General features: G+C 63.6%; 15 protein-coding genes and 3 tRNA genes. 9 read left to right on the top strand and 9 right to left on the bottom strand.

What is annotated here, in order from left to right; all coding sequences use genetic code 11:
* The first annotated feature begins 119 nt into the window (after positions 1 to 119).
* The 6 genes from alaS (at position 120) to AC788_RS19225 (ending at position 4876) form a co-directional block, all read left to right on the top strand.
* Positions 120 to 2744, top strand: coding sequence for an alanine--tRNA ligase (alaS, locus tag AC788_RS19250; RefSeq protein ID WP_049862151.1), 2625 nt, complete (start codon positions 120 to 122; stop codon positions 2742 to 2744).
* An 87-nt stretch (positions 2745 to 2831) separates the two neighbouring features.
* On the top strand, positions 2832 to 4064 hold the full coding sequence (locus AC788_RS19245) for an aspartate kinase (protein ID WP_049862150.1): 1233 nt from the start codon (positions 2832 to 2834) through the stop codon (positions 4062 to 4064).
* A 134-nt stretch (positions 4065 to 4198) separates the two neighbouring features.
* Complete coding sequence (gene csrA, locus AC788_RS19240; RefSeq protein ID WP_043185394.1) at positions 4199 to 4387, top strand: carbon storage regulator CsrA; 189 nt, start codon at positions 4199 to 4201, stop codon at positions 4385 to 4387.
* Positions 4388 to 4449: 62 nt separating this feature from the next.
* Positions 4450 to 4540 (top strand) — tRNA-Ser (locus tag AC788_RS19235).
* Positions 4541 to 4646: 106 nt separating this feature from the next.
* Positions 4647 to 4723 (top strand) — tRNA-Arg (locus AC788_RS19230).
* Between the two features lie 76 nt (positions 4724 to 4799).
* Positions 4800 to 4876 (top strand) — tRNA-Arg (locus AC788_RS19225).
* Positions 4877 to 4896: 20 nt separating this feature from the next.
* On the opposite strand, the gene AC788_RS21655 is transcribed toward AC788_RS19225, so the two are convergent.
* Positions 4897 to 5286 (bottom strand): hypothetical protein, encoded by a 390-nt coding sequence (locus AC788_RS21655; protein WP_152965772.1) that lies wholly within the window; start codon positions 5284 to 5286, stop codon positions 4897 to 4899.
* Between the two features lie 324 nt (positions 5287 to 5610).
* On the opposite strand from AC788_RS21655, the gene mgtE reads away from it, so the two are divergent.
* On the top strand, positions 5611 to 7059 hold the full coding sequence (gene mgtE, locus AC788_RS19220) for a magnesium transporter (protein ID WP_049862149.1): 1449 nt from the start codon (positions 5611 to 5613) through the stop codon (positions 7057 to 7059).
* A 72-nt stretch (positions 7060 to 7131) separates the two neighbouring features.
* On the opposite strand, the gene AC788_RS19215 is transcribed toward mgtE, so the two are convergent.
* Entirely contained in the window at positions 7132 to 12453 is a 5322-nt protein-coding gene (locus AC788_RS19215) for a dermonecrotic toxin domain-containing protein (RefSeq protein ID WP_049862148.1), read from the bottom strand.
* A gap of 112 nt (positions 12454 to 12565) precedes the next feature.
* On the bottom strand, positions 12566 to 13483 hold the full coding sequence (gene metR, locus AC788_RS19210; protein WP_049862367.1) for a transcriptional regulator MetR: 918 nt from the start codon (positions 13481 to 13483) through the stop codon (positions 12566 to 12568).
* Between the two features lie 106 nt (positions 13484 to 13589).
* Here metR and metE point away from each other — a divergent pair, with 106 nt between their 5' ends.
* Both metE and AC788_RS19200 read left to right on the top strand, forming a co-directional pair.
* Positions 13590 to 15899 (top strand): 5-methyltetrahydropteroyltriglutamate--homocysteine S-methyltransferase, encoded by a 2310-nt coding sequence (metE, locus tag AC788_RS19205; RefSeq protein ID WP_049862147.1) that lies wholly within the window; start codon positions 13590 to 13592, stop codon positions 15897 to 15899.
* Between the two features lie 91 nt (positions 15900 to 15990).
* Positions 15991 to 17010, top strand: coding sequence for an alpha/beta fold hydrolase (locus AC788_RS19200; protein ID WP_082223725.1), 1020 nt, complete (start codon positions 15991 to 15993; stop codon positions 17008 to 17010).
* A gap of 126 nt (positions 17011 to 17136) precedes the next feature.
* Here AC788_RS19200 and AC788_RS19195 read toward each other — a convergent pair whose 3' ends face one another.
* The 6 genes from AC788_RS19195 to AC788_RS19170 all read right to left on the bottom strand — a co-directional run bounded on the left by AC788_RS19195 (position 17137) and on the right by AC788_RS19170 (position 23547).
* On the bottom strand, positions 17137 to 18456 hold the full coding sequence (locus tag AC788_RS19195) for a sigma-54-dependent transcriptional regulator (RefSeq protein WP_049862146.1): 1320 nt from the start codon (positions 18454 to 18456) through the stop codon (positions 17137 to 17139).
* Positions 18453 to 20342 carry a sensor histidine kinase gene (locus AC788_RS19190; RefSeq protein ID WP_049862145.1) on the bottom strand — a complete coding sequence of 630 codons (1890 nt, stop codon included), beginning with the start codon at positions 20340 to 20342 and terminating at the stop codon, positions 18453 to 18455. The genes AC788_RS19195 and AC788_RS19190 overlap by 4 nt, the downstream gene beginning before the upstream one ends.
* 63 nt (positions 20343 to 20405) lie before the next feature.
* Positions 20406 to 21140 carry an amino acid ABC transporter ATP-binding protein gene (locus AC788_RS19185; protein WP_043185416.1) on the bottom strand — a complete coding sequence of 245 codons (735 nt, stop codon included), beginning with the start codon at positions 21138 to 21140 and terminating at the stop codon, positions 20406 to 20408.
* Positions 21137 to 21805 (bottom strand): amino acid ABC transporter permease, encoded by a 669-nt coding sequence (locus AC788_RS19180; RefSeq protein ID WP_049862144.1) that lies wholly within the window; start codon positions 21803 to 21805, stop codon positions 21137 to 21139. The genes AC788_RS19185 and AC788_RS19180 overlap by 4 nt, the downstream gene beginning before the upstream one ends.
* Positions 21802 to 22548, bottom strand: coding sequence for an amino acid ABC transporter permease (locus AC788_RS19175; RefSeq protein ID WP_049862143.1), 747 nt, complete (start codon positions 22546 to 22548; stop codon positions 21802 to 21804). Before AC788_RS19175 ends, AC788_RS19180 begins: the two co-directional genes overlap by 4 nt.
* Positions 22549 to 22632: 84 nt before the next feature.
* Positions 22633 to 23547 (bottom strand): glutamate/aspartate ABC transporter substrate-binding protein, encoded by a 915-nt coding sequence (locus tag AC788_RS19170; RefSeq protein ID WP_049862142.1) that lies wholly within the window; start codon positions 23545 to 23547, stop codon positions 22633 to 22635.
* Positions 23548 to 23881: the final 334 nt, after the last annotated feature.

The raw sequence follows: 23881 nt of genomic DNA, 5'->3' as shown, positions 1-23881 counted from the left end.
CAATCGTATAAACACACTGTACCCAGGCCGCAGGGCCTATATAATGCGGCCCTTTGCCGTCGCATCGCCCGTCGGGCGTGCGCACTGGCCTCTGGCCGCAGCCTGTCGTGGAAGAACCTATGAAAAGCGCAGAAATCCGTGAAGCCTTCCTTCGCTTCTTCGAGGAGCAAGGCCACACCCGAGTCGCCTCCAGCTCCCTGATCCCGGGCAACGACCCAACCCTGCTGTTCACCAACGCGGGGATGAACCAGTTCAAGGACTGCTTCCTGGGCCAGGAGAAGCGCGCCTACACCCGTGCCGTGAGCAGCCAGAAGTGCGTACGCGCCGGTGGCAAGCACAACGACCTGGAAAACGTCGGCTACACCGCCCGCCACCACACCTTCTTCGAGATGCTGGGCAACTTCAGCTTTGGCGATTACTTCAAGCGTGACGCGATCACCTATGCCTGGACGTTCCTGACGTCCGAGCTGTGGCTGAACCTGCCCAAGGAAAAGCTCTGGGTCACGGTCTACGCCAGCGACGACGAAGCCTACGATATCTGGACCAAGGAAATCGGCGTGCCGGCCGAGCGCATGGTTCGCATCGGCGACAACAAGGGCGCTCCCTATGCGTCCGACAACTTCTGGACCATGGGTGACACCGGCCCTTGCGGTCCCTGCACCGAGATCTTCTACGACCACGGCGCCGACATCTGGGGTGGCCCACCCGGCTCGCCCGAGGAAGACGGCGATCGCTACATCGAGATCTGGAACAACGTGTTCATGCAGTTCAACCGCACCGCCGACGGGGTTCTGCACCCACTGCCGGCGCCGTCGGTGGACACCGGCATGGGCCTGGAGCGGGTCAGCGCGGTCCTGCAACATGTCAATTCCAACTACGAAATCGACCTGTTCCAGAGCCTGCTCGAAGCCTCGGCCAGCGCCATCGGCTGCGCCAACCAGGGCCAGGCCTCGCTCAAGGTCGTGGCCGATCACATCCGCTCCTGCGGCTTCCTGATCGCCGACGGCGTGCTGCCGTCCAACGAAGGCCGTGGCTACGTGCTGCGCCGCATCATTCGCCGGGCCTGCCGTCACGGCAACAAGTTGGGTGCCCAAGGCAGCTTCTTCTACCAGATCGTCGCCGCCCTGGTGGCCGAGATGGGTGATGCCTTCCCGGAACTCAAAAGCCAGCAGGCGCACATCGAACGCGTGCTCAAGGCCGAGGAAGAGCAGTTCGCCAAGACCCTGGAGCAGGGCCTGAAGATCCTCGAACAGGATCTGGCCGAGCTCAAGGGCAGCGTCGTGCCGGGCGATGTGGTGTTCAAGCTCTACGACACCTACGGCTTCCCGATGGACCTGACCGGTGACATCGCCCGCGAACGCGAGCTGACCCTGGACGAGGCCGGTTTCGAGCGCGAAATGAACGCACAGCGCGAACGCGCCCGTTCGGCCAGCTCGTTCGGCATGGACTACAACAGCCTGATCAAGGTCGATGTACCCACCGTGTTCCTGGGCTACGACGCCAATCACGGCAATGGCAAGGTCATTGCGCTGTACAAGGACGGTGTCGCGGTCGACGTATTGAAAGAGGGCGAGGAGGGCGTGGTCATCCTCGACCAGACGCCGTTCTATGGCGAATCCGGTGGCCAGGTCGGTGACCGTGGCTACCTGCTGGCCGGCGGTTCGCGCTTCGACGTGCGCGACACCACCAAGACCAGCGGCGCCTTTGTGCACCACGGCGTGGCCGTGCTCAGCGACCTGGCGGTCGGTGTCGAAGTCAGTGCCGTGGTCGACGAAACCCTGCAGCGGGCCACCGGCCTGAACCACTCCGCGACCCACTTGCTGCACGCGGCTCTGCGCCAGGTGCTGGGCGATCACGTGCAGCAGAAAGGCTCGCTGGTCGACAGTCAGCGCCTGCGCTTCGACTTCAGCCACTTCGAGGCGATCAAGCCCGAGCAGATCAAGGCGCTGGAAGACATCGTCAACGCCGAGATCCGCAAGAACACCCCGGTGCAGACCGAAGTGATGCCGATCGACGAGGCGCGCAAGAAAGGCGCCATGGCGCTGTTCGGCGAGAAATACGGCGACACCGTACGCGTGCTGACCATGGGTGGCGATTTCTCGGTGGAGCTGTGCGGGGGCATTCACGCCAAGCGCACCGGCGACATCGGCCTGTTGAAGATCACCAGCGAAGGCGGTGTGGCTTCGGGCGTGCGCCGCATCGAAGCGGTCACCGGCGCGACCGCCCTGAACTACCTGAACCAGGCCGAAGAGCAGCTCAAGGAAGCCGCGCAGCTGGTCAAGGGCAGCCGCGACAACCTGATCGACAAGCTCTCGGCAGTCATCGAGCGCAACCGTGCCCTGGAAAAGCAGCTGGAACAGTTGCAGGCCAAGGCCGCCAGCGCTGCCGGCGACGACCTGTCCGCCTCGGCGGTCGAGGTCAAGGGCGTGAAGGTCCTTGCTGCACGCATCGACGGTCAGGACGGCAAGGCACTGCTTGCGCTGGTCGACCAACTGAAGAACAAGCTGGGCCAGGCCGTGATCCTGCTCGGCGGCGTGCACGACGACAAGGTCGTGCTGGTGTCCGGCGTGACCAAGGACCTGACGGCCCGGCTCAAGGCCGGCGACCTGATGAAGCAGGCGGCGACAGCCGTCGGCGGCAAGGGCGGTGGTCGTCCGGACATGGCCCAGGGCGGCGGCGTCGACGCCAGCGCCCTGGACGCTGCACTGGCCCTGGCCGTGCCGTTCGTGGAAAACGCGAACTGATTCAACCCTCGCCAGGGCTCGTGCCTTTCGCGACGAGCCCGGTGTTGTATTTAATGGGCGCCCTTCACGGGCTGAGGCGGCTTTGAAATGGCTTTGATCGTACAGAAATTTGGCGGCACCTCGGTGGGCACTGTCGAGCGTATCGAACAGGTCGCCGACAAAGTGAAGAAATTCCACGATGCTGGCGATGACCTGGTGGTCGTGCTGTCGGCCATGAGTGGCGAGACCAATCGCCTGATTTCCCTGGCCAAGCAGATCAGCGACCAGCCGGTACCACGCGAGCTGGACGTGATCGTTTCCACCGGCGAGCAGGTCACCATCGCGCTACTGGCTATGGCCCTGATCAAGCGCGGCGTCGATGCGGTGTCGTACACCGGCAATCAGGTGCGCATCCTCACCGACAGCGCGCACAACAAGGCGCGCATCCTGCAGATCGACGACCAGAAGATCCGCGCCGACCTCAAGGCCGGCCGAGTGGTGGTCGTGGCGGGTTTCCAGGGGGTCGACGAAAGCGGCAACATCACCACCCTGGGGCGCGGCGGCTCGGACACCACCGGCGTTGCCCTGGCGGCTGCGCTGAAGGCCGACGAATGCCAGATCTACACCGACGTCGATGGTGTCTACACCACCGATCCGCGCGTGGTTGCCCAGGCTCAGCGCCTGGACAAGATCACCTTCGAGGAAATGCTGGAAATGGCCAGCCTCGGTTCCAAGGTGTTGCAGATTCGCGCGGTGGAATTCGCCGGCAAGTACAACGTCCCGCTGCGCGTCCTGCACAGCTTTCAGGAGGGTCCGGGCACCCTCATTACCATTGACGAAGAGGAATCCATGGAACAGCCGATCATTTCCGGCATCGCCTTCAACCGCGATGAAGCCAAGCTGACCATCCGTGGCGTGCCAGACACCCCCGGCGTGGCCTTCAAGATCCTCGGCCCGATCAGCGGGGCGAACATCGAAGTCGACATGATCGTGCAGAATGTTTCTCACGATAACACCACCGATTTCACCTTCACCGTGCACCGCAACGATTACCAGGCCGCTCTGGCCGTGCTGGAGCAGACCGCCAGCGAGATCGGTGCGCGTCAGGTGGTGGGCGATACCAAGATCGCCAAGGTGTCCATCGTTGGTGTCGGCATGCGCTCGCACGCCGGTGTAGCCAGCCGCATGTTCGAGGCCCTGGCCAAGGAAAGCATCAACATCCAGATGATCTCCACTTCCGAAATCAAGGTTTCGGTGGTCATCGAGGAGAAGTACCTGGAGCTGGCCGTGCGTGCGCTGCACACGGCCTTCGAGCTCGATGCCGCCCGACAGGGTGAGTAACGTGCAGTGAAAGAAGGGCGCGGCTAACCGCGCCCTTCTTTGTTTTCGGGCGATGTCCATGGCTTCCCACCATGGGTGAGTGCCTTTTTTTGCAGACTGTGTTGTCCCTGAAATGAAAGCGTAAGGAGAAAGGTATGCTGATTCTGACTCGTCGGTGCGCGGAAAGCCTGATCATTGGCGACGGTGAAATCACCATCACGGTGCTTGGCGTGAAAGGTGGCCAGGTACGAATCGGGGTGAATGCACCCAAGGAAGTGGCCGTCCACCGCGAAGAAATCTACCTGCGGATCAAGAACGAGAAGGACGACGAACCAAGCCATTAATTTTTATCGTTTTTTATGTTTGCAAACGGGGAAGAAGGTGGTTAATATACGCCCCGTGTTGCGGAGAGCTGGCCGAGTGGCCGAAGGCGCTCCCCTGCTAAGGGAGTACACCTCAAAAGGGTGTCGGGGGTTCGAATCCCCCGTTCTCCGCCATTATTTGCGTAGTACGTTGAATCTGGCTTTTTCTGTAAGTTGTTGAAATTACTGAAAAAAGCGCTTTACAAAAGAAATCGACGGCCTATAATGCGCGGCAACAAATGCACTCGTAGCTCAGCTGGATAGAGTACTCGGCTACGAACCGAGCGGTCACAGGTTCGAATCCTGTCGAGTGCACCATACAAGAAGCTGTTTTCAGCAATGTCTGCAGCTTCTGCTTCAACCAGTGGTAACCTGGTCCAACAAAATGCCACCTGCACTCGTAGCTCAGCTGGATAGAGTACTCGGCTACGAACCGAGCGGTCACAGGTTCGAATCCTGTCGAGTGCACCATACAAGTGAAAAGCCCGCATTTATTGCGGGCTTTTTGCTTTCTGCGTTTTGAGTGTTCTGGAAGACGGCGTCTGCTCCTCAGCCAGGTACTTGGGTCTTCTCTTTTTCTTCATGCGACTGGCTTTTTTCGGTGCCTTGACGGGCGGCGTGGGTGGCGCTGCCAACCGTGTACGTGTGCCGTCCTCGACGATCGTGACCGGCAACCGCCGGGGCGCCGCCTTGCGCGCCATGGGCTTTCTTCCGGATGCCGGGTTCAGCGCTCGCTGACGCACCCAGGGCTGGGTTTCGGGGCAGTTCGAGTGGGTGAAGGTAATGTGCCCCTGCGGGCCTTGGCAGCGCTGCACGACGGCGGCGTCGCCCGGGTGCGCCAGCGAAGCCAGCAGCACAAGCGTGGAGAAGGATCTGTACACCGGTGTCCGTCCTGGGTTGTGGATCGTGTTGGCTTGCAGACTAGTCAGCCCTGGCGACGCACGCTTTGTGCTTTGTTTACCGAATGCGTCGTCCCACCCCCGTTGAGGCATGATTTGCGAGCGTTGCACGCAAGCAGTTGTTTCACCCTGTTTTTTTCGCTATGAATCCGTACAACTTGTGTATGATTGCGCCCGTCAGCCCCGCCGGGGCTTTGGAAAACCTCCATGGACTTACCCAGTAGTTACTCGCTAAAGCTGTATACACATCAAGAATCGACCGATTGATTCTCCCGGCGGGCCCACTGCTGGGAGTGGAGTTCGCCTATGTCTGAAGTAGAAGCAAAAAAAACGCAAGAAAGCCTGCAGGATCGTCTGGCCCAGGTCATCGACCTGTTGCAGCGCCAGCGTATCGTCGAAAGCCTGGCTCATCGCCAGGAAGGCCAGCACAACGATCTGGTCGAAAATCTGGTTCACCGGCAGAACCTGGTCGAGTTGCAACGCAAGCTCGACGATCTTCACTCCGCCGACGTCGCCTACATCCTCGAAGCCTTGCCCCTGGAAGAGCGCCTGACGGTCTGGCAGTTGGTCAAGGCCGAGCGCGACGGCGACATCCTGCTCGAAGTATCGGACTCGGTACGCGAAACCTTGCTTGCGGACATGGACGATTTCGAGATCCTCGCTGCGGCCAAGGAAATGGACGCCGACGAACTCGCCGACCTGGCCTCCGAACTGCCGCGCGACGTGGTTCACGAGCTCATGGAAACCCTGGATGCCCAGCAGCGCGAGCGCGTGCGTTCGGCCCTGAGCTACGAGGACGACCAGGTCGGTGCGCTGATGGACTTCGAGATGGTCACCATCCGCGAAGACGTCAGCCTGGAAGTGGTGCTGCGTTATCTGCGCCGTCTCAAGGAGCTGCCTGGCCACACCGACAAATTGTTCGTGGTCGACTCCGACGGCATTCTCAAGGGCGTGCTGCCGATCAAGCGCCTGCTGGTCAACGATCCGGAAAAACAAGTAGCCGCGGTGATGGCCAGCGACACGGTCAGCTTCCATCCCGACGAAGACGGCTACGAAGCCGCTCAGGCGTTCGAGCGCTACGACCTGATTTCCGCGCCCGTGGTGGACAAGCACGGCAAGTTGATCGGGCGTCTGACCATCGATGTCATGGTCGACCTGATTCGTGAAGAAAGCGAAAGCGAAGCATTGCGTACGGCCGGTCTGCGCGAGGAAGAAGACATCTTCGCCTCGGTATGGCGTTCGCTGCGCAACCGCTGGTCATGGTTGGCGATCAACCTGATCACTGCGTTCATGGCTTCGCGGGTGATCGGCCTGTTCGAAGGCTCGATCGAAAAATTGGTGGCTTTGGCGGCGCTCATGCCGATCGTGGCCGGTATCGGCGGCAACTCCGGCAACCAGACCATCACCATGATCGTGCGCGCCATGGCCCTGGACCAGGTCAGCCCCGGCAATGGCAATACCAAGCGCCTGATGCGCAAGGAACTGGGCGTCGCGCTGGTCAATGGCGTGGTCTGGGGCGGTGTGATCGGGGTCGTGGCGTATCTGCTGTATGGCAGCTGGTCACTGGGCGTGGTGATGACCGCGGCGATGACCCTGAACCTGCTGCTCGCCGCGTTCATGGGCGTGTCGATTCCCATGGCCCTGGCCAGGTTCGGTCGCGACCCGGCGATGGGCGCCAGTGTGATGATCACCGCCGTCACCGACAGCGGTGGGTTCTTCATCTTCCTTGGCCTGGCCACCCTGTTCCTGATGTAGGCCCGTTACCCTGTCGTCGGATCGCCTCGCATCCGGTAACGGGGTAGGGCGCGTGCTTGCGTGCCCTTTACTCTACGCCTGCACCCCCTCGAAGTGTTTCATCGCCAGCGGCTTGCCGATGGGCCCGCGCCAGATGCGTTGCGCTTCGTCACCCTGCTCCTGCTGCCAGCGCAAGCCCTGCATGCGTTGATCCGGCCGCTTGATGTGGGCTTTTTCGAACTGCTCGAACCTCGCCCGCTCCCGACGGTAGTGAAAGTGTGCGTACCACAGCGGGACGGGTGGCTCGGCGGTGAGGTCACGGATGACGTACTCCTGAAGAAAATCGGGTTCGGCCCGTCCGGTGCCGATGGGGGTGCGATTTCCCACTTTGACGATGTCCACCTGGCGTTGTTCGAGCAGATAGTCCAGGTATCCCTCGGTGGGCGTCTGGCTGCTCATCGCCTGCTGGATGCGCAAGGCCCGACCCTTGGCCCGCAGCTCCCTGGCCCGCGTGCGCAGGCGCTGTGCCAGTTCATGCTCAGGCTGGCGCTGCTCGATGGCCGAGGCACGCAACTCCAGTTGCCTGCCCTGGTTGACCATCAAGTCTTCGAGATTGGCCGGTGCTTCGCCTGGGACGGCGTAGCGGGCCACTCGTCGTTCGTGGGCATCGCTGGCATCCAGCCATTTCCGGCCTTCGGCGATCAGTTCACTCAGGGGCTGCGCAGGGCCCGGCAACGTGGTGCCCGGTGCATCGTCCTGCAGACGCCACTGGTTGCCCACCCGTCGGTAGGTTTCCTGTCTGCCGCCAGCGCCGGTCAGGGTGAAGATCTGTTCTCCGTCCGCCCCGCGGCCTTGGTTGCCGATGAAGAAATCATGCTCGTGGGTTTCGAACACCCTGCGGCTCGAAGGGCCGGGTCGTTTGGGCCGCCGGGCGATGCTGCCCAGTTGCGGCATCATCCGGTCGGCATGGTCGATCAGACGGTCCAGAGACTGCATCATCCGCTCGAACGCTTCCAGGTCGAAGCGATCCGGCCGATTGCGCCGCCAGATGTTCATCTGGTTGCGATAATCGACGTAGATCTGCCGCGAGCTGCGAAGCACGCTCTGTCGCTCGCGCAGGTCGGCTGCGGTCTCGAGCAGCTGATAATGGCTCTCCAGACCGTTATGGAAGCGGTTTCTCAACGGCCGGGTATCAAGCAGGTGATACATCTGCGATACATCGCTGACGTCCGCAGTTCTGTGCGCCAATTGCGTCAGGTTGGAGGCGCGGCCGATTTCCAGGTCCGCGTCTGTCAAGGCGTCCAGCACTTCGCGCAACTGGGCGCGGTCGCTACGCTGGGTCACCCGGCCGGTCCAGGTCTCGGCCTGCTGCAGGCGCTGCCTCATGAGTTCGAACTGTTGGTCCATGGCCAGGCGCATGCGGCGTTGTTCGAGCATTTTCGCCACGGGTAGATCGAACAGCTCCCCCGGGGTACGGACCTGGTCGAGCGCTTCGATCAGCTCGTTGATCGTGCGTCGGGCCAGGTTGGCATGGTTGATCTTGCGTCCTGCGACGATATAGGCGACCTCGCTCTGGAATTGCTTGTTGCGCTTGAGGAAGTCACGGGAGACCAGGCCTTCGTGTTCCTGCAACAGCAGGTAGAGCGTTTCGGCGCGCTGGATGTCGCTGGCACACGCCGCTTCGGCACTGGCGCGCCGCTGCGGGTCGGCGGCTTGCGTCATGATCAGCGGTTCATGGCGGTCCAACTGCGCGTGCAGCTGTCTGCTCTGGTGCTCGATGCTACCGGAGAGTTCGAAGTGACGGCGGTACTGGCGATCCACCAGCCAGCGCGGCAGTCGTTCGCGGACCGCGGCAGGCCAGAGCGGCTGCAAGCCATCGGCGGCGCGATGGCCCAGATAGCCCAGCACGCCACCGCCGCCCGCCAGCCCCTCCTTGATCAACGTGCCGTAGAGCGCGCCATGGGTCTGCCAGCGCCCGCTGGGATCCAGTGCAATGGGCTGCGCGTAGCTCTTGCTGGCCGTGCCGTGCAGGCGCCAGGTCTGCGGGCTGGCGTGAAGCGTGACGCGGTAGGGTTGGCCGTCGCGCAGAATGAAATCGCCGTCGGCATGGCGGTAGATACCACGGTACAGACCCTGTGTGGCCGGTTGCAGGTCACTCAGGTCCAGCGGCAAGGTATAGCCATAGCCGATGAAAGGGTCGGGTCTGCCTGCCGAGGATGACTGCACTGCGCGGGGGCCGCCTGCGCGCCTGGCCAGCATCGACCACTGTCTTGCGCGGGCCCGCAAGCGGCCGCCGGCGGGGAGCGAAACGGCGCCCGGGACGATATCGATGGCCGCATCGATCAGGGCACCGAGCATGGCTTCCAGCTGGTCCAACCCTTCGCTCACATGGCCAGCACGCCACGCACCGACTGCGGCGTTGGCGGCCGTCCAGGCATCGAGCAAAGCCACTGCGGTGCCGACGAAGGGCAGGACGCCGAGGGCCATTTTCAGGTAGTTGAATACGTTGCCGTGGGCCAGGGCTGCTTGCTGCAGGTACAGGGCATCATTGCTGCGCCCTCGCCGGCGCTGGGCTTCGATGAGCCGACCCATGTGCGCGTCGAGCAGATGACTGGCCAGCGAGGTGGTGGCTGGCCAAGGGTGGCCGACGCCAATCAACGCGTCGAAGTTGCGCAACCCTGCCTGATCGATTCGCGCCTTGTGGCTGGCGGCGCTGCCGGCAATGGCCCGATCGGCCAGGTAGTCGGCCATCGTGCTGTCGAAGCTCAGGTTGAACAGCCCCAGGCGTGCGGCTTCAAGGCTTGGGTATTCGCGCAGGCAGCGATGGTCGGGAGCGTCGGGCAGGTACAGCAGGGTTGGGCCGCCGCTGCGATCGTGAATGAAGGTCAGCCCGGACAGCGTGGTGGGTCGGTCATCGGTATCGCTGCCGCCGACCGTGAACCGCGCGGGCAGTAACTGCACGTCTTGCCCGCCAGCGCGCCAGGCCGATGCTGCGCTGGCGTCGATGGCGAGTACGGCCAGGGCGTGGCCACGGGTGCTGATCCAGCCCCGATGACGGGCATAGTCGCTTTGCATGTGCAGCATCAGCCGCACGGGTTCGAGCAGGCATTCGCGCTGATGGGCCTGGGCATAGGCAGGCTGTCCAACGCGACCCAGGAACGCCTGGCGGATCTTGTCTTCGCATGCCTGCGCCAGGTCCAGGTCGCGCACCGTTCGACGCAGGTAGTCGAGGTCGATGCCCGCCACGACCCGAGCGCGCTGCTCGGCATCGGCGCCGCTGACCTTGACCTGCATGAAGCCCAGGCGTTGCAGCATGTCGTCGTCGATGTTGTGCTGCGCCAGCCGGGCGAGCGGCCATGGCGTGCGTTCCGGGCCCGCGCTGGCGACGGTCTGCTGCGGCGTGCCAGGCGCGCCGGAACCGGACACGGGTTGTTTGCGATGGATGACCCGGTCGGGGATGTCGATCACCACTTCCACGTCGTCGGTCAGCTTGAAGTCGGTGCGCAGTCGCTGCTGCAGCAGCACATGGGCGTAGCGATCGAGGTCCGGCAGATCCCGTTCCAGTTGCCGATTGGTTGCACGCGCCGCGCGCGCGTAGTCGCTGAGTAAAGCCTTCAGGCGCCCACGGTCCTCAGGTGCAAGGGTTTTCAACCAACCGGGCAGTTCACCTTCCAGGCGCTCGCTGAAACCTTCCTGGGCCAGTTGCACATAGGCACGGTCGCGTGCGGCGTGGGCAGGTACCAGCAATTGCTCGTAGGTGGATGCAGTCAGTTGCTGCAGGGCTTCCAGGCGCTCCGGCGCATGAGTGGCGGCCGGCAGACGCTCGATGAGCTCACTGGCCTGTTGCTCGCACGCGGACAGTTGATTCTGCAGGCCATAGTCGAAGAAGTCGCCGGCCACCGGGGACAGGTGCAGGGTGACGTCGTGGGTACCCGCGCTCAGGCGCAACAGTGTGCGCTTGAGGTGGGCCACGGATTCGAACGGCTCCAGGCCGCCGCCGACGCCTGGCCAATACACCAGCACGGAGCCGTCACTCGCTGGTGTTTGCGTGGGCATGAACGCCACCACGCCGGGCAGTTCCTGAGTCAGGGTCGTGGTGGTGGTACCGCTCAGACTGGCGACGGACAGTGCCAGCGCGCAAGCGAGGCCGCTCTCGGTGCCGCGCGTGCTTGCTTGCGGGTGAGCGAGCAGCGCGTGCATCAATTGTACTTGGGGCAGGGTCAGCAGCCCTAGCGCCTGTTGCACGGCCACTTCGGCGCGCAAGCCTTCCAGGCGCGCCTGGTACAGGGACGAATAATGCGCGTTGGGCAAATAGCGCAGGCGGTAGAGGTCTTCCAGCCGTTCGGCGCCCAGCAGCCCGGCCGCTGCCTGGGCCGCGCGCTGCTGGGCGGCGGTCAAGGCGACGAGAAGGCCCTTGAGGCGCACCCAACCTGGGCTGTCGGAGCCGGCTGGCAGCTCGTCCCCGAGCAGCTTCAGCATTGCTTGATACTGGCGTTTGAGCTCGGCCCAGCGATGGCTCTGCGGAATGTCAGGGCTGAGACTGCCGAACGTGGTGAAGTTGTCGACACTGTGCGTCGGCTCGGGGGGGTCGAAGGCGGTCAGGTTGGCGAACGGCAGTGCGGTTGCGGGCAGGCTTGCAGCGTCGGTTTTTTCTGCAGACGGATCCTCATCGTCGGAACGCGGCAAGGTGCGCGCCGCTTCCAGATAACGCGTGCGGCTGTGGCTCAACCATTGCTTGCAGGCGCTGGAAAGCTGCGCGGGTTGGTAGCTGAGCTTCACGGCGGCATCGGCGGGCGGGGGTGCGGGGGGCCAGACCTGAGAACGATTCTGCAGCAGGTAGGTCTGCAACGCCTGGCGATCGGCAAAAGCCAGCAATGCGGGATCGTGTGAGGGCAGATAGAGCAACTGCGCGACAGGCGCATCGCTGTCCGGGGTCAGCAGCAGGGCTCCGGCAGTTTTCAAGCGGGTGCCGTCGGCCGTCTGCAAGGCGACGGTTTCCACATAGATCTGTCGCGAGTGTGTTTCGCTACCGCCTTCGAGCAGGGTCAACAGCGGCAGGAGCTGGGTGTGGTTCAGCTGGCCATGATAGTAGGCGAGCTGCGCAGCCGCCTGCAGGTGGTCGAGGAAGGCTTGCTCGGCCATCGCTCGACGCGAGACCGCCGAATCGGGCGCACGGCCGTTCCAATAGTCGATCCAGTGTTGCCTGCGTCGATCCTCCAGCGCCTGATCGTCCAGCGGTGGCTGCTGCGCCGGGAGGGCGTCGCTCGCGCGCGGCGCGTGCGCAAGCAGTGTCTGCAGGCGAGTGCGGGCGCGTTCCCAGAGCAGGGAGCCCTCCTGCAACAGGTTGTCGTGGCGCATCGGATAGGTAAGGTAGGTCAGCGCACGGGCAACGAAGGGGGTAGGGGCATCGTTCATGTAGACGGTTTCCTGATGTCGAGGCGATGACCGGCAGGGTCATCGCGCTCGCCATTACGAACCGTGAGCGAGGCGCCAGGGCGCTACTTAGATAGTGCCTCGTCTGCCGGACTCAGCGTACCGCGCTGACGCCGTCCAGGGTCGAGAACGAGGTGTCCTTGGCAGTCAGCAGGAAGTCACGCATGTAGGGCGCGTCGAGCATGTCGGTGCGCACCGCTGCATACAGCGTCGCGAACAGGCCCTTGTCGCCCAGGCGTTTGGCCTTCACATAGCCGCGCGAACTGTATTCGTGCAGCGCCCAGTGAGGCATGCCACAGACGCCGCGACCGCTGGCCACCAGTTGCATCATCATCACCGTCAGCTCGGAGGTGCGCACCTGCGCCGGCTCGATGTCGGCCGGCTCCAGGAAGCGCGTGAAGATGTCCAGGCGGTCGCGCTCCACCGGGTAGGTGATCAGGGTTTCGCTGGCCAGGTCTTCGGGCACGATGAAGGGTTTGCTCGCCAGTGCGTGCTGGTTGGCCACCGCCAGCATGGCCTCGTAGGTGAACAGCGGGACATAGGTAATGCCCGGCAGCTCCAGCGGGTCGGAGGTCACCACCAGGTCCAGGTCGCCACGGGCGAGGGCCGGCAAGGGCGCGAAAGCGAAGCCGGAGGCCAGGTCCAGTTCCACTTCCGGCCAGGCATCGCGGAATTGGTCGATGGTCGGCATCAGCCATTGGAAGCAGCTGTGGCATTCGATGGCCATGTGCAGCCGGCCTGCGGTGCCGCCGGCCAGACGAGCGATGTCACGCTCGGCGCCGCGCAATAACGGCAGTGTCGCATCGGCCAGCTGCAGCAGGCGCAGCCCGGCGCTGGTGAAGCGAATCGGTTTGGTCTTGCGCACGAACAGTTGCATGCCCAGGCGCTCCTCCAGTTCCTTGAACTGGTGGGAAAGCGCTGACTGGGTCAGGTGCAGGCGCTCCGCGGCTTCCACCAGGCTGTCGGCCTCGCGCAGGGCGTGCAGGGTTTTCAGGTGACGGATTTCGAGCACCTTGGTCTCCATGAGTAGAACTTGTGATCAACACGAAAAGATTGAGTTTGTCTCATGTTGGTGTGGTTGTCGACAATGGCGCCATCATTTACAAGGAGCTGCACTCATGGCACTGGCCCACACCCTCGGATTTCCTCGCATCGGCGCCGACCGCGAACTCAAGAAGGCGCTCGAAGCGTATTGGAAAGGCGATCTCGACCAGGCAGCCCTGCGCCAGACCGGCCGCGAGCTGCGTGCCCGCCACTGGCAGTTGCAAGCGCAGGCCGGCATCGAGTTGCTGCCGGTGGGCGACTTCGCCTGGTATGACCAGATGCTCGCGCACTCGGCTGCCTTCGGCGTGGTGCCCAGCCGTTTCGCCGATGCCCTGGGTGCCGATGGCAGGCCCACGCTCGACACGTTGTTCGCCATGGCGCGTGGTGCCGGAAGCTGTTGCGGCGGTGCAGCGGGCGAGACCCAGCATGCTTTGGAGCTGACCAAGTGGTTTGATACCAACTACCACTACCTGGTGCCTGAATTTTCTGCCGACCAGCGCTTCGTGCTCAGTTGGGAGCAGTTGTTCGAAGAGGTCGACGAGGCCGTCGCGCTCGGATACAAGGTCAAGCCCGTGCTGATCGGGCCGCTCACGTACTTGTGGCTGGGCAAGGCCAAGGGCTCGGCCTTCGACAAGCTCGACCTGCTCGAACGCCTGTTGCCGGTGTACGGTGAGATCCTTTCGCGCCTGGCCTGGCAGGGGGTGGAGTGGGTGCAGATCGACGAACCGATCCTGGGCCTGGATTTGCCCCAGGACTGGAAGAATGCGTTCGAGCGCGCCTACCACATTCTCCAATACTCACCGCTGAAGAAGCTGCTGGCGACCTACTTCGCCAGCCTGGACGACAACCTCGGCCTGGCTGCGGGCCTGCCGGTAGATGGCCTGCATGTCGACCTGGTGCGCGCGCCCGAGCAGCTGCCGGCGGTGCTCGATCGCCTGCCCACCTACAAGGTCCTCTCGGTCGGGGTGGTCAACGGCCGCAACGTCTGGCGCTGCGACCTGGAGGCGGCGCTTGCGCACCTGCAGCAGGCCCGCGAGCGTTTCGGCGCCAATCTGTGGGTGGCCAGTTCCTGCTCGTTGCTGCACAGCCCGGTCGATGTGCGCCGCGAAGACCGCCTCGATGCCGAACTCAAGAGCTGGCTGGCCTTCGCCGTGCAGAAGTGCGAGGAAATCGCCGTGCTCGTGCAGGCCCTGAACACACCCGAAGCACTCCAGGTAAAGCAGGCGCTTGCTCAGAGCCAGGCGGTAAGGGTCAGTCGCGAGCACTCACCGCGCATTCACAAGCCGGCCGTGCAAGCGCGTCTCGCTGCGGTGACGCCTGCCGATACGCAACGTTCTTCGGCCTTCGCCACGCGCATCGACGTACAGCGGGCGCACCTGCGCTTGCCGGCGTTTCCTACCACTACCATCGGTTCCTTTCCGCAAACCGCATCGATTCGTCTGGCCCGCCAGGCGTACAAGTCCGGCAAGCTCTCGGCCAACGACTACACCGACGCGATGCACGTCGAAATTCGCCATGCGATCCAGGTCCAGGAGCGTCTGGGCCTGGATGTGCTGGTGCATGGCGAGGCCGAGCGCAACGACATGGTCGAGTACTTCGCCGAGCAGTTGGATGGCTACCTGATCACCCGCTTCGGCTGGGTACAAAGCTATGGTTCGCGCTGCGTCAAACCGGCGGTCATCTACGGCGACATCAGCCGCGAGCGCGCCATGACCGTGGACTGGATCACCTATGCCCAGCGACAGACCGGCAAGTGGGTCAAGGGCATGCTGACCGGCCCGGTGACCCTGCTGATGTGGTCGTTCGCCCGCGAAGACCTGCCGCGGGAAGTCCAGGCACGGCAGTTGGCCCTGGCGGTTCGCGACGAAGTGCAGGACCTGGAACGCGCTGGGATCCGCATCATCCAGATCGACGAGGCGGCGTTTCGCGAGGGGCTGCCGCTGCGTCGGGCACAGTGGCCGGCCTACCTGGAATGGGCAGTGCAGGCGTTCAGGCTGTGCGCCAGTGGAGTGGCCAATGCGACGCAGATTCACACGCACATGTGCTACAGCGAATTCAACGACGTGATCGAGGCCATCGCCGCCATGGACGCGGATGTCATCACCATCGAGACCTCGCGCTCGGACATGGAGTTGTTGCAGGCCTTCGAAGCGTTCGAGTATCCCAATGACATTGGTCCAGGCGTGTACGACATCCATTCGCCGCGGGTGCCTGCCACCGAGCAGATGCTGCGCTTGCTGACCTTGGCCGCAGCGCGTATCCCGGCCGAACGGTTGTGGGTCAACCCCGATTGCGGGCTGAAGACCCGCGCCTGGCCCGAAACCGAAGCGGCGCTGGTCAACATGGTCGCGGCCGCGCGCCAGGCCCGGCAGCGGCTGGCCTGAGCGCGAACCACAGACCGTACAGCGGAGTTCATCAAACGGTCACAGAAGTGTGGCAGCGCGATGTACGAAAAGTCATCAGACTCGCGCCTCAATGGGGTTCTGCGTTCTGGTGCAAGTCATGCGTCTATGGGTGTTTCTGACCGCGCTGCTGTGCGGTCAGTGGGTTTTTGCAGCTGCACGCTGCGATGTCGATGTTCCGCTTCAACACGCTCCACTGGCTCAGGTCAACCTGGCCTATCAAAGTATCGGTCGCGTCCAGGACCCAGCGCTGTTGCTGGTGATGGGGCTGGGTGGGCAACTGATCGACTGGCCCGACGAAGTGGTCAGCGCCCTGTGTGAGCAAGGCTTTCGGGTGATTCGCTACGACAATCGCGATGTCGGCCTGTCGACCTGGTCACAGCCGCCGCCGTCGGCCAACCTGGCCTTCGAGGTGCTGCGCTACAAGCTGGGCCTGGCGGTGTCGGCGCCATACAGCTTGACCGACATGGCCGATGACGCGCTGGGTTTGATGGATGCGTTGCAGGTGCAACGCTTTCACGTGCTGGGCGCGAGCATGGGCGGGATGATCGCCCAGCACCTGGCCGATCGTGCGCCGCAGCGGGTGCAGAGCCTGACTTTGATCATGTCGAGTTCGGGCGCGCCGGGCCTGCCGGAGCCGCGTCCGGCCTTGCTTCAGCTGCTGGCCAAGCGCAGCGCGCCGAGCCGGGAGTTGGCGCTGCAGCAGCAGGCTGACTTGCTGGCAGCCTTGGGCAGCCCGCAGATCGCCGACGATCGCGCCGAGCTGCTGCATCAGGCGCAGGTGTCATACGACCGTGCGTTCAATCCACTGGGGGTGCAGCGACAGATCATGGCGATTCTGGCCGAGCCCAGCCGGGTGGCCTTGCTCAACCGCCTGCGGGTGCCGACGCTGGTGGTGCATGGCACGGCCGATCCGCTGCTGCCGGTGATGCACGGGGTGCATCTGGCGGCGCATATCAAGGGCAGCCAGTTGCGGCTGATACCGGGGTTGGCGCATCGCTTCCAGGAGGCCTTCAAGGCGCCGCTGTTGGGGGCGGTGCTGCCGTACCTGGCGCAGCAGCGGCAGCGGGAAGGGGTGTTGGCCGGGTTGTAGTGGGTTGTGGGGTGTCGGGCAGGGCCTCTTCGCGGGCAGAGACCCGCTCCCACAAGTAAAGGCTCACCAGGTCTCTGTGGGAGCGGGTCTCTGCCCGCGAAAAGGTCGGCAAGCCAACCACACCTATCAGTTCAACCCGTACTTCTTGACCTTGTCGAACAGGGTGGTCTTGGCCATGCCCAGCTCCTGGCTGGCCTGGCTGAGGTTGCCCCCCGTTCGCTGCAGAGCCTCGGTCAGCAAGTTGCGCTCGAATGCCTCCACCGCTTCGGAAAAGCCCAGGCTGACCACGCTGGCCGCACCGTTCTTCTTGAAGGCCGGCAGGCCCAACGCATAGCGCTCGGCCACGTTGCGCAGTTCGCGAACGTTGCCGGGCCACTCATGGCTCATCAGGCGCGACACGGTCTGCGCATCGAGTTCCGGCGGCTCGCGGTCGAAGCGCAAGGCGGCCAGCTGCAGAAAATGCTGGAACAGCTCAAGAATGTCTTCACGGCGCTCGCGCAGCGGCGGCAACTCCAGCGTGACCACGTTGAGGCGGTAATACAGGTCGCTGCGAAACTGGTTCTGCCGGCTCAACGCGTCCAGATCCGACTTGGTGGCAGCGATAAGACGGCAATCCACGGCAATGCTCTGGTTCGAACCCAGGCGTTCCAGGGTGCGTTCCTGCAGCACCCGCAGCAGCTTGATCTGCAAGGGGATGGGCATGCTTTCCACTTCGTCGAGGAACAGCGTGCCCTGGTCGGCGTGTTCGATCTTGCCGATGCGGCGCTTGCCGGCACCGGTGAAGGCATTGGCCTCGTGACCGAAAATCTCGCTTTCGAACAATTGTTCCGGCAGCCCGCCGCAGTTGAGCGCCACGAACGGCTGTGGCTGACGGCGGCTGAAGTCGTGCAGGCAGCGGGCGACCAGCTCCTTGCCAGTGCCGGTTTCGCCTTCGATCAGCACGTTGGCCGAAGTGTCGGCGACATTGGCGATCAGTTCGCGCAGGTTCTGCATAGCCGGTGAGCGACCGATGATGCGACCTTCCAGGGAGCTGCGCTCGGCCAGTTGCCGACGCAACGAGCTGACCTCGCGGGCCAGGCCGCGCTGCTCCAGCGCGCGGCGGACCACGTCCACCAGGCGTTCGGGCGAGAAAGGCTTTTCCATGAAGTCGTAGGCGCCGCTGCGCATGGCACCCACGGCCATGGAGATGTCGCCATGGCCGGTGATCAGCACCACTGGCAGGCTGGGGTCACGCGCCTTGAGTTGGCTCAGCAGTTCCAGGCCGTCCATGCCGGGCAGGCGGATATCGCTGACGACGATGCCGGCGAAGTCGTCGCCGATGCACGCCAGCGCGGCCTCGGCACTGGCCACGCCCTGGCTGGGAATGTCTTCCAGCGCCAGGGCCTGCTGGCAGCCGAGCAGTACATGGGGGTCGTCTTCGACGATCAGGACGGTCAAGGCGTTCATGGCGACTCGCTGGGCGACGCTGCCGCAAGCGGCAGGCTGAGAATGAAAGTGGTGCCACCGTCGGCGGGGTGCTCGACGGCCAGGTTGCCACCGGCGGCGGCCGCCAGGCTGGCCGACAGGGTCAGGCCAAGGCCCAGGCCGTGATCGCCGGGCTTGGTGGTGAAGAACGGTTCGAACAGGTGCTTGCGGGTCTCGACATCGATGCCGTGGCCGTTGTCGCGCACGCGCAGGGCGTAGCGTTCACCCTCCATGCGGCCGTCCAGCCACAGCGTCGGTTCCGATGCGCCGGCGGTGGCATCCAGGGCGTTGCCGATCAGGTTGACCAGAATCTGCTCGAGACGGGTCTGGTCGATCGCCAGTTGCAGCTCGGCGCACGTGCGTTCCACGCTCAGATGGCTGGCCTCGATGCGGCTGGCCAGCACCTGCAGCGCACCGTCCAGGGCCTTGCCCAGACTGGCCTGGCCCTTGTCGTCGCCACGCCGGGCGAAGGAGCGCAGACTGGCGGTGATACGGCCCATGCGATCGATCAGTTCGTTCATGGTGCTCAGGTTGGTGCTGGCCGTGTCCAGGGCGCCGCGTTCCAGGAAGCGCACGGTATTGCCCGACAGCGTGCGCAGCGCTGCCAGCGGCTGGTTGAGCTCGTGGGCGATGCTGGTCGACATCTGCCCGATGGCCGCCAGCTTGCCTGCCTGGACCAGTTCATCCTGGGCCTTGCGCAGGGTTTCCTCGGCCTGACGGCGCTCGCGAATCTGGCCCTTGAGCCGTTCGTTGCTGGCGCGCAGGTCCTGGGTTCGCTCGGCGATGCGGCGCTCCAGGTGGCTGTTGGCCTGTTCCAGCGCTTCACGGGCGGCCAGGCGGGTGGCCAGCACCTTGCGGCGCTCGTTCCAGGCGATCAGCAGGAAGGCCAGCAAGGCAAACGCCACGGCCACCAGCACGCCCTGGACGATGGCTTCGTGGCGCAGGTCCTGCAGGGACGTGAGCAGGGTGAAGCGCCAGGGTGTGTCGGCCAGGCGCCGCGACTGCGACAGGTAGGTGACGTTGATGTCCTTGCCCGGCTTGTCGGTGTGGGTGGCGAAGGTCAGCAGCTCCACGCCATCGGCCAGGCTCTGGCGGGCGAGGGGTTCGAGTTCGTTGAGCGGCCACCAGTAATACTGCAGGCTGCGCGCCAGGCGCTCCTTGATTTCCGGGGTCAGCGGGCGTATCGACTTCAGTCGCCGTGCCGGATCGCTGGAGAGGATGATGATGCCGTTCTCGTCGCTGACGAAGGCTTCCAGCCGAGCCTTCTGCCAGCGTTCCTCCAGCGCCTCCAGGCGCACCTTGATGACTGCCACGCCGATCAGCTTGCCGTGCTCCTCCAGGCCATGGGCGAGGAAATAGCCAGGCTCGCCAGTGGTGCTACCGATGCCGTAGAAGCGACCGGGCTGACCACGAATGGCCGCCTGGAAGTAACCGCGGAAGGACAGATCCTCGCCGAGGAAGCTGTCGGCATCGCGCCAGTTGCTGGTGGCCTGCACGCGGCCGGTGGTGTCGAGCACATAGATGGCGCGGCTGCGGCTGCGCCGGTTCAGGCCTTCCAGGTAGTCGTTGACCGCTTGGCGATGTTCGCCGTCGGGGTCGTTGAGCAGGGTCGAGACGCTGTCTTCGAGCTCCAGCAGGCTGGGTAGATAGGTGTACTTGGTGATTTCGCTTTCGACCGCACGCGCGTGCAGTTCGAGCTGCCGCTCGCCGTTCTCGGACAGGGCACGAATACTGTTGTGCTCACTCACCAGAAAGCCCACGTAGCCCAGGCCCAGCGTCAACAGCAGGATCAGGGGCGGCAGGAACAGTTGGCGAATCAGGCGGGGCTTCACGATCAGGTCAGGCTTTGTGGCGGGCAGGCATTTCATCACAGTCGCCTTCAAGCAGCCAGCGTCCCGCGCCCGACAGCGCGGGCGCGGGACGGCCGGTCATCAGTGCTGCAGGATCTTGGCGAGGAATTGCTGAGCGCGGTCGGAGCGCGCGCTGACATCGCCGAAGAACTCTTCCTTGGGGCAGTCTTCGACGATCTGTCCCTGGTCCATGAAGATCACCCGGTTGGCAACCTTGCGCGCGAAGCCCATCTCGTGGGTCACGCACATCATGGTCATGCCTTCGTGGGCCAGTTGCACCATCACGTCGAGCACTTCGTTGACCATTTCCGGGTCGAGCGCCGAAGTCGGCTCGTCGAACAGCATGACCACCGGATCCATCGCCAGCGCACGGGCGATCGCCACACGCTGCTGCTGGCCACCGGACAGCTGGCCAGGGTGCTTGTGGGCGTGGGCCGACAGGCCGACGCGTTCGAGCAGTTGCAGGCCCTTTTTCGTGGCCTCTTCCTTGCTGCGGCCCAGCACCTTGATCTGCGCGATGGTCAGGTTTTCGGTGATGGTCAGGTGCGGAAACAGCTCGAAATGCTGGAACACCATGCCCACCCGCGAGCGCAGCTTGGGCAGGTTGGTCTTGGGGTCGGCGATGGAGGTGCCGTCGACCACGATGTCGCCCTTCTGGAAAGGCTCCAGGGCATTCACGCACTTGATCAGGGTCGATTTGCCCGAACCCGATGGCCCGCACACCACGACCACTTCGCCTTTCTTGACCTCGGTGCTGCAATCGGTGAGCACCTGGAAGTCGCCATACCACTTGTTGATGTTCTTGATGGAGATCATACGGCTAACCTTTTTTGCAGACGCTTGACCAGAAGGGAGGCGCTGAAACTGATGACGAAGTACACCACGCCGGCGAAGATCAGGAACTCGTTGGCCCGACCGATGATGTCGCCGCTGGCACGCGCCGAGTTGAGAAAGTCCACCAGGCCGACGGTGTAGACCAGCGAGGTGTCCTGGAACAGGATGATGCTTTGCTGCAACAGCAGCGGGGTCATCTTGCGAAACGCCTGGGGCAGGATGATCAGGCGCATGGTCTGACCGTAGTTCATGCCCAGCGCTTGCGCCGCGCCCATCTGGCCCTTGGAAATGGACTGCACACCGGCGCGCACGATTTCACAGAAGTACGCGGCCTCGAACATCATGAAGGCCACGAGGCACGAGGTGAAGGCGCCCACCGGCGTGTCTTCGCCGGTGATCCAGCGCAGCACGAAAGGAACCGCCAGGTAGAACCAGGTGATCACCAGCAGCAGCGGAATGGAGCGGAAGTAGTTGACGTAGGCGCCGGCGAAGCGCGACAGCAGCTTGTTCGACGACAGGCGCATCAGGGCCAGCACGGTGCCCAGCGCAATGCCGCCGATGACGCCCAGCACCATCAGCTGCAAGGTCATGACCATGCCGTTCCACATGCCCGGCAGGGCTGGAATGATTCCACTGAAGTCCATCATTTACCTCCCAGGGAGATCAGCCCAGGCACGGCGAGCTTGCGCTCGAACACCCGCATCAACAGCATCAGGCTCATGTTCAGGGTGAAGTAGATCAGCGTGGCCAGGGTGAAGGCCTCGAACAGGTTGGCCGAGAACTCCGCGGTCTGCTTGGTTTGCGCCAGCAGCTCCATCAGACCGATCAACGAGGCCACCGACGAGTTCTTGAACACGTTGAGGAACTCGGAGGTGAGCGGCGGAATGATGATGCGGTAGGCCTGGGGCAGCAGCACGTTCCAGTAGATCTGCGACAGGCTGAAACCCATCGCTCGGGCGGCCGATTCCTGGCCGCGCGGCAACGCCTGGATACCGGTACGCACCTGCTCGCAGACCCGCGCAGCGGTGAACAGGCCCAGGCAGACCACCACGCTCAGGAACGCCGAGGTGGTCGGATTGAGGTCCTGCTTGTACCACTCCTGCATGCCTTCGGGCAGCAGGTCGGGTACCAGGAAATACCAGATGAACAGCTGCACCAGCAGCGGCACGTTGCGGAACAGCTCGACGTAGCAGGTCGCGATACCCGAGACCCAGCGGCTCGGCACGGTGCGCATGACACCCAGTACCGAGCCCAGCAGCAGGGCGATGATCCAGGCGACCACGGCAATGGCGATGGTCCAGCCCAGGCCGGAGATGTACCAATCCAGGTAGATCTCGCTGCCGACGCCAGTGGACTTGAAGAAGACGCTCCAGTCCCAGTTGTAATTCATGGGGAATACCCCTCGGAAATTGATTCACGGGCACAGGCTTTCACCCGAGCGCCGGGCGGCGTTCGGGTGAAATCAGGGTGGTGCTTACGACTTCTTGTCGGGAGCCGGCTTGTCGTTGGGGTTGGCGATCAACGCCTTGAGCTCGTCGCTCATGGGGAAGCCCAGGTTCAGGCCTTTTGGCGGGATCGGCTGGTTGAACCACTTGTCGTAGATGCCGTTGATGTCGCCCGAGGCGAAAGTTGCCTTGATGGCATCGTCCACGGCTTTCTTGAACGGCTCGTCGCCTTTGCGCACCATGCAGCCGTAGATTTCATAGGACTGCGGGGTACCAGTGACTTCCCAGTCGGTCGGCTTCTTGGCCTTGGCCATTTCGCCGGCGAGCAGGGCGTCGTCCATCATGAAGGCGACGGCGCGGCCCGATTCGAGCATCTGGAAGGACTCGCCGTGGTCTTTCGCCGAGACGATGTTCATGCCCATCTGCTTGTCGGCGTTCATGGACTTGAGGATGCGCTCGGAAGTGGTACCGGCGGTGGTGACGACGTTCTTGCCTTTCAGGTCGTCGAAATCCTTGTAGGACGACTCTTTCTTGCTCAGCAGACGGGTGCCGATCTCGAAGATGCCGACGGAGAAATCCACTTGCTGGGCGCGTTCGGCGTTGTTGGTGGTGGAGCCGCACTCCAGGTCGATGGTGCCGTTCTGCACCAGCGGGATACGGGTCTGCGAGGTCACCAGGTTGTACTTGACCTTCAGGTCCGGCATGTCGAGGTCTTTTTTCAGGGCCTCGACCACCTTGAGCTGGATGTCATGGGAGTAGCCGACCGGCTTGCCGGACGCATCGGCAATGTACGAGAAGGGGATGGAGGCGTCGCGGTGACCGAGGGTGATGGTGCCCGAATCCTTGATTTTCTTCAGGGTGCCGGTGAGTTCGGCGGCCAATGCTGGAGTACTGATCAGAGCGGCGGCAATGGCGGCGCTCAGGAGTTTTGGAACGATGCGCATCAGTGAATCCTCGACTTTGTTTTTTTTATCGAGCCCGCAGGCCCTCGGGGTACGGCGAAGCTCGGCGGCTGGTATGCGCCGGTTTCGTTGAAGAGTGTAGAGCATGAGTCATGCCAAGGCGGGGGAAGTGGCTCAGAGCCAGGTCGGCTGGGGCGGGCAGCACTTTTGAGGAGGGAGAGGGATAAGAGGATCGTTCGGGAATCCGAATATCCAAGGGTGCCATGGACGGATTTCCGAGTCGCTGCAAGCATTCGCGGGCAGAGGGCTCGCCGCCCGTCCCGCTCCCGCAGGTGAGACATAAGCATTCGCGGGCAGAGCCCGCTCCCACATGCAC

Source organism: Pseudomonas sp. RIT-PI-a, from assembly GCF_001187875.1.
Classification (GTDB): Bacteria; Pseudomonadota; Gammaproteobacteria; order Pseudomonadales; family Pseudomonadaceae; genus Aquipseudomonas; species Aquipseudomonas coleopterorum.
Note: the sequence above shows the minus strand (reverse complement) of the source record. Positions and strands in the feature narration are given on the sequence as shown.